This is a genomic window from Sporolactobacillus kofuensis, assembly GCF_024125425.1.
GTDB lineage: Bacteria > Bacillota > Bacilli > Bacillales > Sporolactobacillaceae > Sporolactobacillus > Sporolactobacillus kofuensis.
The window spans coordinates 120296-136437 of record NZ_JAMXWN010000005.1 but is presented as its reverse complement, the minus strand read 5'-3'; the positions used below and the strand labels follow the sequence as shown (position 1 = coordinate 136437).

The following is a 16142-nucleotide window of genomic DNA, read 5'->3' as shown; positions in this document are numbered from 1 at the left end:
ACTCAAATTATTTGTTTGCATCGTCATGATGTTGTTCATTAATTTGTTGACCTTTGCCCTCAAGCACGGTTCGTATTTTCGTCACCATCAAGTCGACAGCTACCGAATTTTTTCCACCTTCGGGAATAATAATATCCGCATAGCGTTTTGTTGGTTCAACGAATTGAAGATGCATCGGACGAACCGCAGTTAAGTACTGATTAATGACTGATTCAACACTTCTCCCGCGTTCTTCTGTATCACGAAGCAATCGTCGGATTATGCGCAAATCAGAATCCGTATCGACGAAAACCTTTATGTCCATAAGATTACGAAGACGTTCATCTTCCAGAATAAGTATGCCTTCCAAAATAATTACGTCTTTAGGTTCGACGGGTACAATTTTATCAGATCTTGTATGTACTGTATAGTCATACACCGGTTTTTTTATTGGATGGAACTGAAGGAGCTCCTTTACCTGTGAAAGTAACAAGTTCGTATCAAACGCAAGAGGGTGATCATAATTTGTAAGTAGCCGTTCCTCAAAAGGTTTATCATCCTGAGCCTTATAATATGCATCTTGCTGAATTACAGCAATGGACTTATCAGGAAAACTACGGTAAATTTCCCGAGTCACTGTTGTTTTCCCTGAACCCGAGCCCCCCGCAACTCCGATCACGATTGGCTTACTTCTTTTCATGTCAATAGTTCCCCCCACGCGCAGTATATGTCTTTTTGGTGCTGATCGCCATGCCATCACCAACAGTTAGAAAGACGGTATCAAATGATGGTTGATCAACAAGAAAATGATTGTATGCATCCACTTTTTTAACCAGTCGATTCAGCTGTCTTTTTTTCACAGCATCAATGTCGCATACCAACCCATGAAAGAGAATATTATCGGAGACAATGATGCCATCGTCTGCTAGAACGCCCACACATTTTTGAAAAAGGCGCTCATATTGTGCTTTTGCTGCATCAATTACTATTAAATCATAGGGGGCAAATGCTGTAACTTCGGGTAGATCCTCGGTGGCATCCCCATTCACGATTTTGATGGTATCTTGTAAATTGTGTGCTTCAATATTCTTTGTTGCTTCCTCGATCATCGCTTGGTCGCGTTCAACTGTAATAATCTCTGCACCTTTACCAGCTGCTAAAGCCATTCGGATTGAGGAATAACCAATGGCTGTCCCTAGTTCCAAAATTCGTTTTGTGCCTGTCCAACGGATTAATTGTTGCAGAAACGCCATTGCAGATGGCTGCATGATCGGAATATAAATATCTGCTGCCTTTTTTTCCATTTGGCGAAGCAGATCAGTTTCAGAATGTGTAAAAGCAGCAGCATACGCTGACAGCTCCTTAAATTCGACCAATATTCTCTTCCTTTCTAAAATCTAAACAATCGACTATGATCTATTAGTTCTTCGACCATTCATGGCGGTACTTAGCAACGATCTTCTGATGCTCCGTGTACGTTTTTGAGTAATAGACTTTGCCACTCGGTCGTGCGTAAAAAAAGAGATTTTTTGAATTGACCGGATTCAAAACCGCCTGAATTGCATCTTTTGCCGGGGCACCAATCGGTCCAATCGGCAAGCCCTTTCGCATATAGGTATTATATGGAGAAGATGTTTGCAAATCCTTCTTTGTATAATCACGGATCCTTCTCTGAAGGCTATAAGCTACGGAAGGATCAGTCTGCAGCCTCATATTTAATGCTAAACGATTGAAAAAAACACCAGCGATTTTCTGACGATTTTTACTGTCCGGTGCCTCTTGCTCAACAAGCGATGCCATTGCTAAAATTTTATAGAGTGAATCCAACTTGCTTGCCTTAATCTCAGATGAATAAGCCTTCACCGTTTGCCCCGTTTGATCAAGCATTTGATCCACCATCCGATCAAGCGTAAGCGGGTTATCTTTCTTAATTTTAAACCGATAGATACCAGGAGCAAGATAACCCTCTAAGGGGTATTTAATTCCCTTTCCATAAATATCGTTGCTTAAGAACTTATATTTTGTTGCATAATGTTCTTTTACATAGGTAGGATCGCTAAGTTGTTTTCGAATCACTTTTTCATCTAAGTTTGCCACTTTTGCCATCTGAGCAGCGATCTCACTTACCCACATACCCTGACGCACATCGATGAGACGAATGATTTCATGGTGCGCACCATGTTTCAAATCATTCATCAATTGACCCGCAGACATCGTTTGATTGAAGACATAGATCCCTGATCGATAGTTATTGAGATGATTCCACCGCACGTAGAATTCAAAAGCCCATGCCTTGCGAATTAATCTTTTTTTCTCAAGAATATGGGCAATATCCCGAACTGATGCACCGGATGGGATGTTAACCGTAATGGAATGCTGATTGGTTTTATCCATAGGTGTCAACAAGCTGGCATAATAGCGGTTAAATCCCCATGCTGAACCGGCAATGATGCCAAGCAATAGGATCGTGATAAGGACAAAGATCCTCCAGTGTTTTTTTATTTGCATGTAAATGAGCCGCTCCTTTCAAAGAGAACCTCATCCATTATACACTAAATCGTCATTAACTTTGTCACCAATCGACATGATTCAAGCAAATTGTCCTCGATCATCGCATTGAGAAAAACTTTGGAAAACTCGTCTATACCTTTTTTGTGTAACGGTTATGCTTCGATTGCTCGCTTGCCGCGGGCGCACCGCGATTCTCCTCGAACAGGAAAAAGTGTGCGTGGTCTCGCTGGCACCTGATTCCAGACGTCTTGCATCTTCACCACATTTATAAGCACTATTGAAAAAGCCCCGCAAATGTGGGGCTAAATCATTTACTCTTCACTTTCATCACTAAATGTGTTAATCATTTCTTCAACAATATCCCATTCTTCATCGGTCTCAATTGGGAAGAGCTTGAAATCTTCATCTTCGCCTTCATACCGAAACGCAAATACTTCTTGTTCCTCATCTTCATCTTCAACTTGCTCGGAAGGTACAACAACCACATAAGATTTGTTTGTTTCTGGGACATCAAAATAAAAGAGAACATCAAATAGATTTTCGTCACCATTTTCTTCTGGGATCACAATTCGTTCTTTCTCTTCTGTATCAGGCAAAAAAATTGGATAATGATTATGTTCATGTTCAGTCATTTGTCCGATGCTCCATTCTTAGTTTATCGAGATAGCTTTGCAGTATCAGTACCGCAGCTTCCTTATCGATTACTTTTTTTCGTTTCTTTCGACTGACATCTGCAGCAATAAGAATGCGTTCAGCTGCCATTGTCGTTAGTCGTTCATCCCATAGATCAACCGGTATCTTGAACTTTCGCTTAATACTTTTTGCAAAACCACGTGACGCAATTGCACGTTCAGTTTCGGTTCCTATGAGATCTTTTGGAAGACCAACGACCACAGATTCAACATCGAATTGCTGAATTAATTCACCAATTCGATCAAATAACAGATTTTTCTTATGTTCGACATAATGTACAGTTTCAATACCTTGAGCAGTCAAGCCCATCGGATCGCTGATTGCGACGCCGACAGTAACCGTGCCAAAGTCCAAGCCCATTATTCTCATTCTTTGTCCCATTTCTCTTTAAGGTATGCGGTAACGAGTTCTTCAATGATTTCATCACGTTCGAGTCTGCGAATTAATTTCCGTGCATCTTTATGTCTCGGGATATAAGCAGGATCTCCGGACAACAGATACCCTACGATCTGATTAATCGGATTATAGCCTTTTTCATCGAGTGCATCATAGACTTGAAACAGGACCTCACGTGGATTGTGATCCCCTTGATCGCCAAAATTAAATTTCATTGTCTTATCCATGATCCTCATCCCCCAACGGTAGTTCAGATATACGCGTGATGCTGAATTAACGGACAGCCACTTTTTCAATCAAATCAGAGACTGCACGAAGCGCTTCGTGTACCTTTTCTGGATTTTTGCCGCCGGCTTGTGCCATATCCGGTCGGCCGCCTCCACCGCCGCCACAAATCGTTGCAACTTCTTTCACCAATTTGCCGGCATGATATCCTTTCTTAATCAAATCTTTGGTCACCCCAGCAACAAGATGTACTTTTCCATCTTCTACTGAAGCAAGGACAACGACAACCGATTGTAACTTGTTCTTCAGCTCATCTGCCATAGATCTAAGCTGATTCATGTCCATTTTATCCACTTTTTCCGCAATATACGAAACATCTCCGTTTTTCTTCACGGATTGTTCTAATTCACCAGTCTTGGCGCTACTTAATTTGTTCAATAACGCAGTGTTTTCTTTTTCAAGATTCTTAAGTTGTTGCACCATCGCATCCACACGTTCAGGCAATTGATCTGGGGTTACTTTGAGTGAAGTTGCGATGTTCTTAATCTGAAGCTTGTCTTGGTTCAACTTTTCAAAGGCTTTCTTACCTGTAAGTGCTTCAATCCGTCGTGTACCTGCACCAATGCCTCCTTCAGAAACAATAGTGAATAAGCCAATTTCTGCAGTATTTCTCACATGACAACCGCCGCAAAGCTCCAAGCTGTAATCACCGGCATTTACAACGCGAACAATATTCCCGTATTTCTCGCCAAATAATGCAATGGCCCCAAGTTTCTTCGCATCGTCGATCGGCATTTCTTTCGTTGAGACGGGCATCTGCGCCCAAACTTTTTCATTGACAATCTGCTCAACCTGTTGCAATTCTTCTTCTGTCACTTGGCCAAAATGAGAAAAATCAAAACGAAGACGATCTGCAGAAACATAAGAGCCTGCTTGACTGACATGTGTACCCAGTACATCCTTCAATGCCTGATCGAGCAAGTGTGTTGCCGTATGATTTTTCTGAATCGAAAGGCGGGCTTTACCATCAATTACTGCTTCTAGATGATCACCTAATCTCACTTGACCGTTCTTAACGATGCAAGTATGCAGGTTTTGACCATTTGGCGCTTTCTGAACATCTGTTACATCAAGCATAACCTGTTCGTTGGACAATGTCCCTTGATCTGCAACCTGCCCCCCCATTTCAGCGTAAAAAGGTGTCCGATCCAAGATCAATTGAATCGTGTCGCCTTCTGAAGCAGCTTCAACAGGTGTATCGTTTTTGATGAGTGCAACAACTTTAGCATCCGAAACAGCAAACTGACCATAACCAATAAATTCACTGGACGCAGTAACATTGCGTAACGTGTCATTCTGAACCTGCATCGATTTTTGATCTTTCCGCGCAGAACGTGCACGATCCCTCTGTGCCTCGAGTTCTTTTTCAAAGCCTGCTTGGTCAATAGCTAGTCCGGCTTGTTTTGCATATTCTTCTGTTAGTTCCACTGGGAAACCAAAGGTATCATATAATTTAAATACATTATCTCCGGAAAGTTCATTCTTGCCTTGTGCTTTGGCATCCTCTATTTGTTCTTTAAGAATGGAAACACCTTCGTGAATCGTCTCTTGGAATCGTTCCTCTTCGCCACGGATTACCTTTTGTACAAAGGGTGCTTTTTCAGACACTTCTTTGTAGTAATCTTTCATTATTGATGCTACAACAGGAACAAGCTCAAACAGGAACGGCTTGTTGAGGCCAAGATCCATTGCATAGCGAACGGCGCGACGAATCAGTCGACGCAAAACATAGCCGCGGCCTTCATTCGAAGGAAGTGCGCCATCGGCAATGGCAAAAGTTACGGTCCGAGCATGATCCGCAATCACCTTGAATGCTGTATTCTTCTCGCCATTCTTATATTTTGCACCGGACAATTCTTCAATCTTATGGATAATTGGAAGGAAAAGGTCTGTATCAAAATTGGTTTCGGCATTCTGAATAACGCTGACCATCCGTTCCAAGCCCATCCCGGTATCGATATTTTTCTTTGGTAGCGGCGTATGGCTTCCATCAGGATTGTGATTGAATTGTGAGAATACAAGGTTCCATACTTCAAGATAACGCTCGTTCTCGCCGCCGGGATACAATTCAGGATCATCCGGATCATTACCGAAATCTTCACCACGATCATAGAAAATTTCAGTATTCGGTCCACTCGGTCCCTCACCTATATCCCAGAAGTTGTGTTCCAATTTGATAATCCGGTTTTCCGGAAGTCCAATTTTTTCATGCCATAGTCGATAAGCATCTTCATCTTCAGGATAGATGGTCACGGATAACTTATCAGGATCAAAAGCGATCCATTTAGGGCTCGTTAAGAACTCCCATGCCCAAGTGATGGCTTCTTCTTTAAAATAATCACCAACTGAGAAGTTGCCCAACATTTCAAAGAACGTATGGTGGCGCGCCGTATAACCGACATTCTCAATATCATTTGTCCGAATAGCCTTCTGTGCATTACAAATACGAGGATTCTTCGGGACAACTCGACCATCAAAATATTTCTTAAGCGTAGCCACACCACTATTGATCCAGAGTAAAGATGGATCGTCAACCGGGATCAGAGAAGCACTCGGCTCGACTGTGTGTCCTTTCCCTTTAAAAAAGTCCAAAAACATCTGTCTGACTTCCGATGAACTAAGCTGTTTCATCTCAAGAACCTCCACTCAATTTGGTACAACTTTCATTATGTAAACCGTACCGACGCTCAACGAAAAAAGCCTTCATCCCATCACCAGAAAGGACGAAAGCTTTCAAGCTTAATCTGCGCCGCAAATGAAAAGAAAACGCCGCGGCTTATGTATCCAGCACGTTGTGCAACCGAACCATTATCCATTTCCTACCAATGAACAACGGCGACCGTTTCATAAAGTACGGAAAAGCCGATCCCGCACTCTCAAAGTATTCTTTAGGTCCTATGACTGCTCGCGCTATCGCTATTCTTTTCGTCTCGGTTTCGTTATTCTGCCGCTATTATAGATGAGTTTCCCCTTATTTGTCAATGATCCTGAACCGTTCATTCAAGTGTCTCCAGCAGGTGCGAAGAATGATAAAACATGGAATCGCAAGGAGCATGCCAACAATCCCAGCCAATTCGCTCCCTACACCAATGGCAAGCATGATATAGAGTGGATGGATTTCCGCACTTTTTCCAACGACGAGTGGTTCAATCACACTTCCTTCCAAGAATTGAATCAGAACAATCATCAGAATCACACCTGCCATCGCATAAAACGATTTGGTTGCTGCAATAAGCACTGCAGGAGCAGCACCAATAAAAGGACCGAAATACGGAATTAAATCAGTCGATCCGATAAATAGACCAAAGAGAATCGGATAAGGTACCTTTAGTATCCATAGCCCAATGGATGCCATTACGGCAAGAATTGCGCAAACAGTAAGTTGTCCACGGATGTATTTGCCTATTGATCGATCCATTTCCGCAAGGAGCTCAGCAGTCTGTTTTCTCCATCTTCTTGGAACGATTAGAAGCACGTTCTTCATTATCTTCGCTGAATCTTTCAATAGGTAAAAAGAAAGGAACGGAATAATGAGCAGTGTGAAGAAAGATCGAATCACTCCAGAGCACCAATCCATCGTCCGTTCTGCGGTTTTCGCCAGACTATGTCTCAATCGAGACAACGCTTCATTGACTTGGTCGTGAACTGCCTCCGGCGTCGCCCCATAAATATGTGCCAAATTCGTCTGATATAATTTTTCATAATTTGAAAAATGTTCATCAAGTCCTCTCAGCTCATGGACGAGTATGGGACCACCCTTATAAATCGCAAGACCAACGCTCCCAAAAAATAGCACATACAGACTGAGAATCGCTACTGTTCTTGGCAAACCCATACGCTGAATACGACCGACAAGAGGATGTAATAAATAGGCAATGATTGCTGCCGCAATGAATGGTATAGCGACCTTTGCGATAAAACCCAGAACAACACCAAGTAAAGGTAATAAACGATAGAACAAGTAGCCATTCAAAAAAAGCAGCAATGCAATTGACAAACCTTTCATCCAATGCAGGGCGGTCCATTTCCGCATAGTCATCCCTCCAAGTTTAGCTTTACCAAAAAAGAAGCAAAACATGAAACTTGGATCAGATAATGGTTAATACATATTCCCTACTAAAAACAGTTTGTCGCTGCTGTACGATAGATGTGCTGCTTAAAAACCGTTTGCTTTCGCTTCTCGTTCCGAGTCTTGAAACAAATCATCTAAAAGTGTCAGACTCCCATCTTCTTCGACCTGACTTAAGGACAGCTGCCCATCTTCAAGTGCCAATTCAATGTAACAATCCCAGCAATAAAACAGATTAACCCCTATTTTTCCAATGTTTTTACTCGAACAATTTGGACATTTCATTGATGCTCACCTCAAATTTAGCTACAAAGTTCTAACTTTGCATGTGTTACTGGCATCAATGTCCAAAATAAGTGGAAAATATACTTTACAAAAGAAAAAAAGCCAAGAAATTTTTTCTTGGCTTTTCTGTCCTAATTCTTTAATTGGAGGATCACAAAATCCGATCCAAAGATTTTATCCTATAGTTTTTTCGTTCGAATGATCATCTTGATCAGGCAAATGTCCACTTTGTTGGAGCCGTTCACGAATTTTACTCGATAAACGCGAATTGCGTTGATCAACGTCATTACGGTTTACCGCTTGGTCAAAAGCTTCCTGATCACCGCAAAGGACAAGCGAATCCTTGCTTCGCGTGACTGCGGTGTAGATAAGATTTCGCTTGAGCATACGATGATAGCCTTTGACAATCGGCAGAATTACGATTGGAAATTCACTGCCTTGTGCTTTATGTATAGAGCAACAATAAGCTAGGGTCAATTGATTCAGATCGTGCCGTAAATATTTCACTTCAATAGCATCAAAAGACACAATAACCGTGTCTTCTTTATCTGTCGTTTCCTTCGCTTTAAAAATAGCTGATATTTCACCAATATCTCCGTTAAACACTTGTTCTTCCGGGTTATTTACAAGCTGAAGGACCTTGTCATGAACTCGAAAAAGATGATCGCCATAGGTCAATTCACGTTTTTGAGGATCAGCGGGGTTAAAGAGTTCTTGAAGCGACTCATTAATTTTTTCAATTCCTGCATTGCCTCGATAAATCGGCGCAAGTACTTGAATATCTTTCGGATGATAGCCTTTCTTTTCAGCTCCGGCTGCAACTTTACAAATCACATCAAGCACTTGATTCTGAGTACATTTGAAAAAGCGTCGGTCATCCCTTGGTTCGGTCACATCATTGAGTTTTCCTGTTTTAATTTGATGGGCAAGTTCTATAATCGATGAACCTTGAGCTTGTCGAAAAATATCGGTCAGACGTATCACAGGTATAGCTTCTGACTGAATTAAATCACTCAGTACTTGACCCGGACCAACAGATGGAAGTTGATCTTCATCACCAACGATGACTACTTTCATTTCTTCGGGAAGCGATTTAAGGAGTTGGTTCGCGAGCCATAGATCAACCATCGACATTTCATCAACAATGAGCAGTTTTCCCTCAATGGGTTCATTCTCGTCGTGTGCGTAGCCAGTTCCGTTCCAGCCAAGCAAACGGTGAATGGTTACTGCCGGAAGTCCTGTTGATTCTTTCATTCTCTTCGCTGCTCGTCCCGTTGGCGCCACAAGTAATACAGGATAGGGGTGTTCACTGTCGTAATCCTTCGGCTCAAGAGAATAGCTGTTCAGTTCTGCATAGACCTCGACGATACCTCGGATGACCGTGGTTTTTCCTGTACCCGGACCTCCGGTAAGAATCATGATCGACGACTGAATCGCTTCACGAATCGCTTGCTGCTGACTTTCTGCATATTGCATCGACAATTTGTCTTCAACTTTGCCCAATGCTTCGAGAAATTCGCTTTCTGAGAACTCATCGGAGTTATCCTGCTCAACCAGCTTTTGAATACCGGTCACGATTCCCTTCTCCGCAAAAAAGAGTTCCGGTAAATACAAATGATCTTCATCTCGAACAATTTTTCCATCCTCTTCAAGGACGTCTAACTCACGTTTAAGGTCATCTTCTTGAATTTCTTGAGAAGACGACAGCAGCTTTTGCACTTCTTTTATTGATTCTTGTTCAGGCATGAAGACATGACCATCATTCATCGCTCGCTCATTTAACCAATAAAGAAAAGCAGCTTGAATGCGGTCTGGATGATTGCCAGAAATGCCAATACTTGCAGCGAGTTCATCGGCACGCTGAAAACCAATCCCTTCAATATCTTGAATCAATTGATACGGATTTTCTTGGATTACTTCTAACGTTTCATCGCCATAAGCTTGATAGATTTTCATCGCTAATTGAGAACCAAAGCCAAAGTCTGAGAGGCCAATTAGTATTTTTTCCAGTCCCTCATTCTTCAACAAAGTATCTGCAATCATCGTGCTCTTTTCTTTGTCAAGCTTCGGTACTTCCTCCAAGCATCCGGGATCATTTAAAATTTTCGAAATCGCATTTTCACCCAGTGCATTGACTATGGTTTCTGCGGTCTTCTTCCCAACCCCCGGAAAGAGATCACCAGACAAGTAATTGACAATTCCGGAACGCGACTTCGGCAGTAATTTCCGATAGTTTTCTACCTCATATTGCTGACCGTATCGCGGATGTGTCTTCAATCGACCTGCAAATTGGTAGGTTTCATACAGATGAACGGCAGGAAAGAAGCCAACCATCGTCATTTCTTTTTCATTGATTTCTTCAGTAGTTTCATCAATTTTTACGATCATAACCGTATAGCCATTCTCGCTGTTCTGGAACACGATCCGAGTAGGTTCACCCTTTACCCATGGACTATGTTCAGGAAATAAATCGAGGCTGGTTTGTTCCATCTTCCCTGTCGTCCTTTCTCACTTTTTTTACTCGACAATCGATTAATCCTTTTTCTCTGATAAAGTGCGCAGGGCGTTCGCTGCAAGGATATGCTTTGGATTCAATGCCAATGCTCTATCAAAGTATTGCTTTGCTTGATGATTATGATCTTGAAAAGCCGCTATGACGCCGAGGTTATAATAGGCATCTGCATGTGTTGCATCGCCTTCAATCACTAAGTGAAATTGTTGTTCTGCCGTATCTAAGTCACCCAGTCGAGCGAGTTGCAACGCATACTGAAAGCGCGCTTCAAGATCCTGGTCATTTAATTCAACTGCACGCTGAAATGCCGCAAGTGCTTGTCCACTATGCCCCAGTTCAAGTGCGGATCTCCCAATCATATAAAAAAGGTCTCCGCCATCCAAGCCAGATTTCTGAGCCTCATTAAATCGATCCAAAGCTTCTTGATAACGATCAAGCTCAAACAATGCATTGCCATAGCCAAATGAAGCCGAAGCATACAAAGGATCAATGGATAGTGCTTTTTCAAAAAAAGCGAATGACCGAGGGCTTTCCCCCATGGTCACCAGCAAATTTCCAAAATTCGTATAACCTGCAGGGTCCTCAGGGTGCTCTGAAATGGCTAGATCCAACGCTTTTGCTGCCTGTTCAAATTTTCTTTCAGCAATTAATTGCTGAACTTGTTCCATGGTGTGTTCCACATGCCGCACTCCCATAATTGATTTCTTCATTTCATCGCCTATTTCATTGTAAGAAAAACTGGGTAAACTTGCACCCAGTCCTTATCTCTACTTCGATTGCTCGCATTATCTAGGACAGCTGCGGGCTTTCGTGAGCCCCTCGGTCAACCCGCTGTCTGTAAGGTGTTACTTGGCTAACGATCAGCAGGGATGGGCCCGCAGGCGTCTCGCAGCTTCGCTGCATTCGTAAGCGAAAAGCGTTAGCTTTTTTCTTACCTGTGGAAAAAGACTCGAGCTTCAGAGTGAAGCCGAGTCCGTAAAATCAAGTGCAGCGTCTGTACCCTGATTCAAAATGGTCGAGATCGTTCCTCCTCCGAGGCAAACGTCATCATCATACAGGACAACAGACTGTCCAGGAGTTACCGCCCACTCAAGTTCATCAAACACAATTTCCAAACTTCCATCGTCGAGCAAATGAACCGTGACCGGACGATCCTTTTGTCTGTAACGGAATTTGGCTGTGCAATGGAAGACCGTATCTTTCGGTGCGCCTGAGATCCAATTTACTTGGTCGGCAAGGAGCCCTTGAGAATACAAAGCCGGATGATCTGCACCAGGTGCAACATAGAGAATGTTCTGTTTCAGATCTTTACCGCATACAAACCATGGGCCGCCGGGACCACCAATGCCTAATCCTTGGCGCTGACCATTCGTGTAGTACATTAGTCCATCATGATAGCCTTTTAACTCGCCATCGATGGTTCGAATTTCACCACGATTTGCCGGGAGATACGTGCTTAAGAATTGTTTGAAATTGCGTTCTCCAATAAAACAGATGCCGGTACTATCCTTCTTTTCTGCAGTCGCCAGATGATGCTCACGTGCAATTTCACGTACCTCAGGTTTTTCCAAATCCCCAAGTGGAAACATCACTTTTGAAATCTGTTCCTGAGAAAGTTGATTCAGAAAATAGGTTTGATCCTTATTTTCATCAACCGCACGAATCATTGCAACTTTTCCATCCCGTTCATCCACACGTGCATAATGTCCGGTTGCCACATAGTCAGCACCCAGAGCCATAGCATGATCGAGAAATGCTTTGAATTTGATTTCTTTATTGCACATGACATCCGGATTCGGCGTCCTACCCAATTTATATTCATTGAGAAAATAGGTGAAGACACGCTCCCAGTACTGTTTTTCAAAATTTACCGCATAATAAGGGATGCCAATTTGATTGGAGACACGAACCACATCTTCATAGTCTTCAGTTGCTGTGCAGACACCATTTTCATCGGTATCATCCCAGTTCTTCATAAAAATCCCGACAACATCATAGCCCTGTTGTTTCAATAAAAGTGCGGCAACCGTCGAATCTACACCGCCGGACATGCCGATTACGACCCTCGTCTGACTGGGGGTTTTTTTCATCAACTTAATTACCCACCTTTCCTAATGACACGAGTTCACGAACCGAAGTCGCGATGATTTTTCCAGCTTCGCGCAGTCGATCTTCCTGCATGGCGTCGCCAAAGCTGATCCGAATTGAACTTTTTGTCTCAGGTGCTCCTTGTCCGAACATCGCTGTTAACACGTGCGAAGGTTCAATAGATCCCGCAGTACAAGCAGAGCCACTAGATACTGCGACTCCACTCAAATCGAGCTTGGTAAGCAGCGTTTCCACTTGTGTTCCAGGAAAATAGAGATTCACTACTTGAGGAAGAAAATGTTCCGGATTCCCGTTAATTTGGTAATCCACATGTTCGTCATCAAGCGTTTCCAACATGACTTGACGTGCCTTTAGGCTCGACTGAATACGCTCATGCAAATGTTCGCCAACTTTCTCAACAGCACGTGCCAATCCCGCAATTTCAGGAACATTTTCCGTTCCTGCTCGGCGTTTCCGTTCTTGATCACCACCATGCGTAAAGGCTTGAAGGCGAACACCATCCCGAACAAAGAGAAAACCAATTCCTTTGGGTCCTCCAATTTTGTGACCCGCCATCGATAGCATATCAATTGGTGTATCTTTAACGTCCATATCCACCGTACCAAACGCTTGAACTACATCTGTATGAAAATAAGCTTGATGGTTCGCCAAAAGATGTGCAATCTCACGAATTGGCTGAATGGTCCCAACCTCATTATTGGCAAACATAATGGTCACGAGTATGGTATCGTCTCTCAGTTTCTGTTTTAAATCTTCAACGGAAATTCGCCCGGTGCGATCGACATCCAAATAATCAACGTCGAATCCTTGGCTCTCTAGATAGGCACAAGTTTTCAGAACACCATGGTGCTCAACCTTTGAGGTAATAATATGTTTGCCCTTATGCTTGTTGGCGAATGCCGTTCCGAGAATGGCAAGATTGTCACCCTCAGTACCGCCTCCGGTAAACACAATTTCACGGCTTCTCGCTCCAATATACTTGGCGATTGTATGTCGCGAATCGTCAACGATCTTGCGTGCCTGCCTTCCGAACGAATGAATACTCGATGGGTTACCGACCACAGTTTGATAGGTTTCCATCATCACTTGCAAAACTTCCGGATCGATCGGCGTTGTCGCAGCATGATCGAGATAGATTGGATCCACGTTCTTTCACTCCTTTACTTTCTTCCCAATAAACAGATGCTTATCTTTTCTTAACGATCTGTACTTATTAAATATAGAACATATCCGGATCTTGAACTTGAGGCTCCGAATCGTAATGAATCAGATCATCAAGAGTCGTTCCTTGAAGCACATCGCGAACAGCATCCCTGATTTTAACCCAAAGTTCTCGTTTTGCGGGATCATCATCTTCCATGACTTCCACCGGTTGGATGGGGCCTTCAAGAACACGAATAACATCCGCAGCGGTAATGCTACTTGGCATTTTGGACAACACATACCCACCATATGCACCACGGACACTGTTTACGAGTCCGGCATTGCGCAGCGGCGCAATCAGCTGCTCCAGATAGTGTTCCGATAGATTATGTTCTTGAGCAATTGCCTTCAGCGAAAGGGGGCCACGTCCCTTGTTTTTTGCAAGTGCCATCATAATCGTCAAACCATAACGACCTTTCGTTGAAATTTTCATATTATTACACCTCTTTATTCATCCTTAATCAACATGTACTTCTGAAAAATATATGTTCAAACAATGATTCAGGGGAAATCAACAGTTAGGTTATCTACAGGCTTTTGCTTCTAACCGAAAAGAGAAGCCAATCTATGGTAAACTATGTTCAGACCTTCAATCATTATAGACGAAAACGGTTGGAGTTGCACGTGATCAATCAGCATTCACAAAAATACCGAATAATGAGAGGATGATCGGGATGGATCTCTTCGACTTTCCAACCGATGACCAATCCAATTTAAATGGAAGACCGCTCGCAGACCGGATGCGTCCCCAAAACTTAGACGAGTTTGTTGGCCAAGATCAAATTGTCGGAAAAGGTCGCCTGCTTCGTCGTGCGATTCAAGCCGATAAATTAACACCGATGATTTTCTTCGGACCTCCTGGAACCGGAAAGACAACCTTGGCGCACATTATCGCTCAAAAGACATCAGCTTATTTTGAACAGTTAAATGCGGTAACCTCCGGTGTTGGCGATCTACGAAGAATAATTGCTGAAGCAGAAGAACGTCTAAAATTTGATCAGCAAAAAACGATCCTATTTATTGATGAAATTCATCGTTTTAATAAGGGACAACAAGATGCACTACTTCCTTCCGTTGAAAAAGGAACGATTATTTTAATCGGCGCAACGACTGAGAGTCCAATGTTTGAAATAAACGCGGCCCTGCTCTCTCGTTCCCGATTGTTTCGCTTTGTTCCATTATCTTCAAAAGATATCCGGAAAATTCTCGAGCATGCACTTTCTGATAAATCCAGAGGGTACGGTGCGATTAAGATCAAAGCGGACGCTGATGCTCTTGACCATTTGGTCCAAGTTGCCGGTGGAGACAGCCGCAGTGCACTCCACGCCCTTGAACTTGCTGTCCTGACTACCAACCCAGATCAAGATGGCGTCATTCATATTGACCGCAGTGTCGCTGAAGAATCTATTCAGGAAAAAGTCTTGCAATACGATAAAAAAGGAGATAATCATTACGACACGGTTTCCGCGTTTATCAAAAGTATGCGTGGATCGGATCCGGATGCCACGCTCTACTGGCTGGCAAAAATGATCGCTGCCGGTGAAGATCCGAAATTCATTGCCCGTCGCATCTTTATCCATGCCGCAGAAGATGTTGGACTGGCTGATCCTAATGCAATTCTTGTTGCCAATGCGGCAGTTACTGCAGTCACTTTTATTGGTTTGCCTGAAGCCAGAATTCCGCTTGCTGAAGCTGCACTCTATGTCTCCACCGCACCAAAAAGCAATGCTGCACTTGTTGGTATTGATCAGGCACTTTCAGCTGTAAAGCACGAAACGAGCGGAGAGGTGCCCATTCATCTCCGCGACGCACATTACCAAGGTGCAAGCAAACTCGGCCATGGCATTGGCTATTTATATCCACATGATTTCGAAGGCGGCTATGTCCCTCAGGACTATTTGCCGGAACCTATGCGGCATAAGACATTCTATCAGCCATCTGCACGCGGCTATGAACGAACGGTACAAAAAAGGCTTGATTATTTTGCTCAGAGAGATCGAGAAAAAAAAGAGAATAAGTAATAGGCTCATAAAAAGAGGCATCTTCATCGATGCCTCTTTTATCTCTCAAAATCTGATGTCTTTGTATAAAAATCTCACA

Annotated in this window: 15 protein-coding genes; 1 reads left to right on the top strand and 14 read right to left on the bottom strand. The window is 43.0% G+C overall.

All coding sequences use genetic code 11. The features are described from left to right. Positions 1-7: 7 nt before the first annotated feature. The 14 genes from udk to cymR all read right to left on the bottom strand — a co-directional run bounded on the left by udk (position 8) and on the right by cymR (position 14475). Positions 8-679 (bottom strand): uridine kinase, encoded by a 672-nt coding sequence (gene udk, locus NIE32_RS05870; protein ID WP_253053824.1) that lies wholly within the window; start codon positions 677-679, stop codon positions 8-10. A gap of 1 nt (position 680) precedes the next feature. Then, on the bottom strand, positions 681-1355 hold the full coding sequence (locus NIE32_RS05865) for an O-methyltransferase (protein ID WP_253053821.1): 675 nt from the start codon (positions 1353-1355) through the stop codon (positions 681-683). Between the two features lie 43 nt (positions 1356-1398). After that, entirely contained in the window at positions 1399-2487 is a 1089-nt protein-coding gene (mltG, locus tag NIE32_RS05860) for an endolytic transglycosylase MltG (RefSeq protein WP_253053819.1), read from the bottom strand. 314 nt (positions 2488-2801) lie between these two features. Next, positions 2802-3122: a DUF1292 domain-containing protein gene (locus NIE32_RS05855; RefSeq protein WP_253053817.1), complete on the bottom strand. Its 321-nt coding sequence runs from the start codon at positions 3120-3122 to the stop codon at positions 2802-2804. After that, complete coding sequence (ruvX, locus tag NIE32_RS05850) at positions 3115-3552, bottom strand: Holliday junction resolvase RuvX (protein WP_253053971.1); 438 nt, start codon at positions 3550-3552, stop codon at positions 3115-3117. Before ruvX ends, NIE32_RS05855 begins: the two co-directional genes overlap by 8 nt. Beyond that, positions 3549-3815, bottom strand: coding sequence for an IreB family regulatory phosphoprotein (locus NIE32_RS05845; protein ID WP_253053815.1), 267 nt, complete (start codon positions 3813-3815; stop codon positions 3549-3551). The genes ruvX and NIE32_RS05845 overlap by 4 nt, the downstream gene beginning before the upstream one ends. Positions 3816-3852: 37 nt before the next feature. Continuing rightward, positions 3853-6495 carry an alanine--tRNA ligase gene (gene alaS, locus NIE32_RS05840; RefSeq protein WP_253053813.1) on the bottom strand — a complete coding sequence of 881 codons (2643 nt, stop codon included), beginning with the start codon at positions 6493-6495 and terminating at the stop codon, positions 3853-3855. A gap of 340 nt (positions 6496-6835) precedes the next feature. Then, complete coding sequence (locus NIE32_RS05835) at positions 6836-7897, bottom strand: AI-2E family transporter (RefSeq protein WP_253053812.1); 1062 nt, start codon at positions 7895-7897, stop codon at positions 6836-6838. Between the two features lie 123 nt (positions 7898-8020). Beyond that, positions 8021-8218: a YrzR-like zinc ribbon domain gene (locus NIE32_RS05830; protein WP_253053811.1), complete on the bottom strand. Its 198-nt coding sequence runs from the start codon at positions 8216-8218 to the stop codon at positions 8021-8023. Positions 8219-8392: 174 nt separating this feature from the next. Then, complete coding sequence (gene recD2 / locus NIE32_RS05825; RefSeq protein ID WP_253053810.1) at positions 8393-10708, bottom strand: SF1B family DNA helicase RecD2; 2316 nt, start codon at positions 10706-10708, stop codon at positions 8393-8395. Positions 10709-10750: 42 nt separating this feature from the next. Further along, positions 10751-11410, bottom strand: a complete 660-nt coding sequence (locus tag NIE32_RS05820; RefSeq protein WP_253053809.1) for a tetratricopeptide repeat protein — start codon at positions 11408-11410, stop codon at positions 10751-10753. A gap of 276 nt (positions 11411-11686) precedes the next feature. After that, positions 11687-12820, bottom strand: coding sequence for a tRNA 2-thiouridine(34) synthase MnmA (mnmA, locus tag NIE32_RS05815; RefSeq protein ID WP_253053969.1), 1134 nt, complete (start codon positions 12818-12820; stop codon positions 11687-11689). A gap of 4 nt (positions 12821-12824) precedes the next feature. Beyond that, positions 12825-13985: a cysteine desulfurase family protein gene (locus tag NIE32_RS05810; RefSeq protein WP_253053808.1), complete on the bottom strand. Its 1161-nt coding sequence runs from the start codon at positions 13983-13985 to the stop codon at positions 12825-12827. Between the two features lie 67 nt (positions 13986-14052). After that, positions 14053-14475 (bottom strand): cysteine metabolism transcriptional regulator CymR, encoded by a 423-nt coding sequence (gene cymR / locus NIE32_RS05805; protein WP_253053807.1) that lies wholly within the window; start codon positions 14473-14475, stop codon positions 14053-14055. 241 nt (positions 14476-14716) lie between these two features. On the opposite strand from cymR, the gene NIE32_RS05800 reads away from it, so the two are divergent. Continuing rightward, positions 14717-16063, top strand: coding sequence for a replication-associated recombination protein A (locus NIE32_RS05800; RefSeq protein ID WP_253053806.1), 1347 nt, complete (start codon positions 14717-14719; stop codon positions 16061-16063). Positions 16064-16142 lie beyond the last annotated feature (79 nt).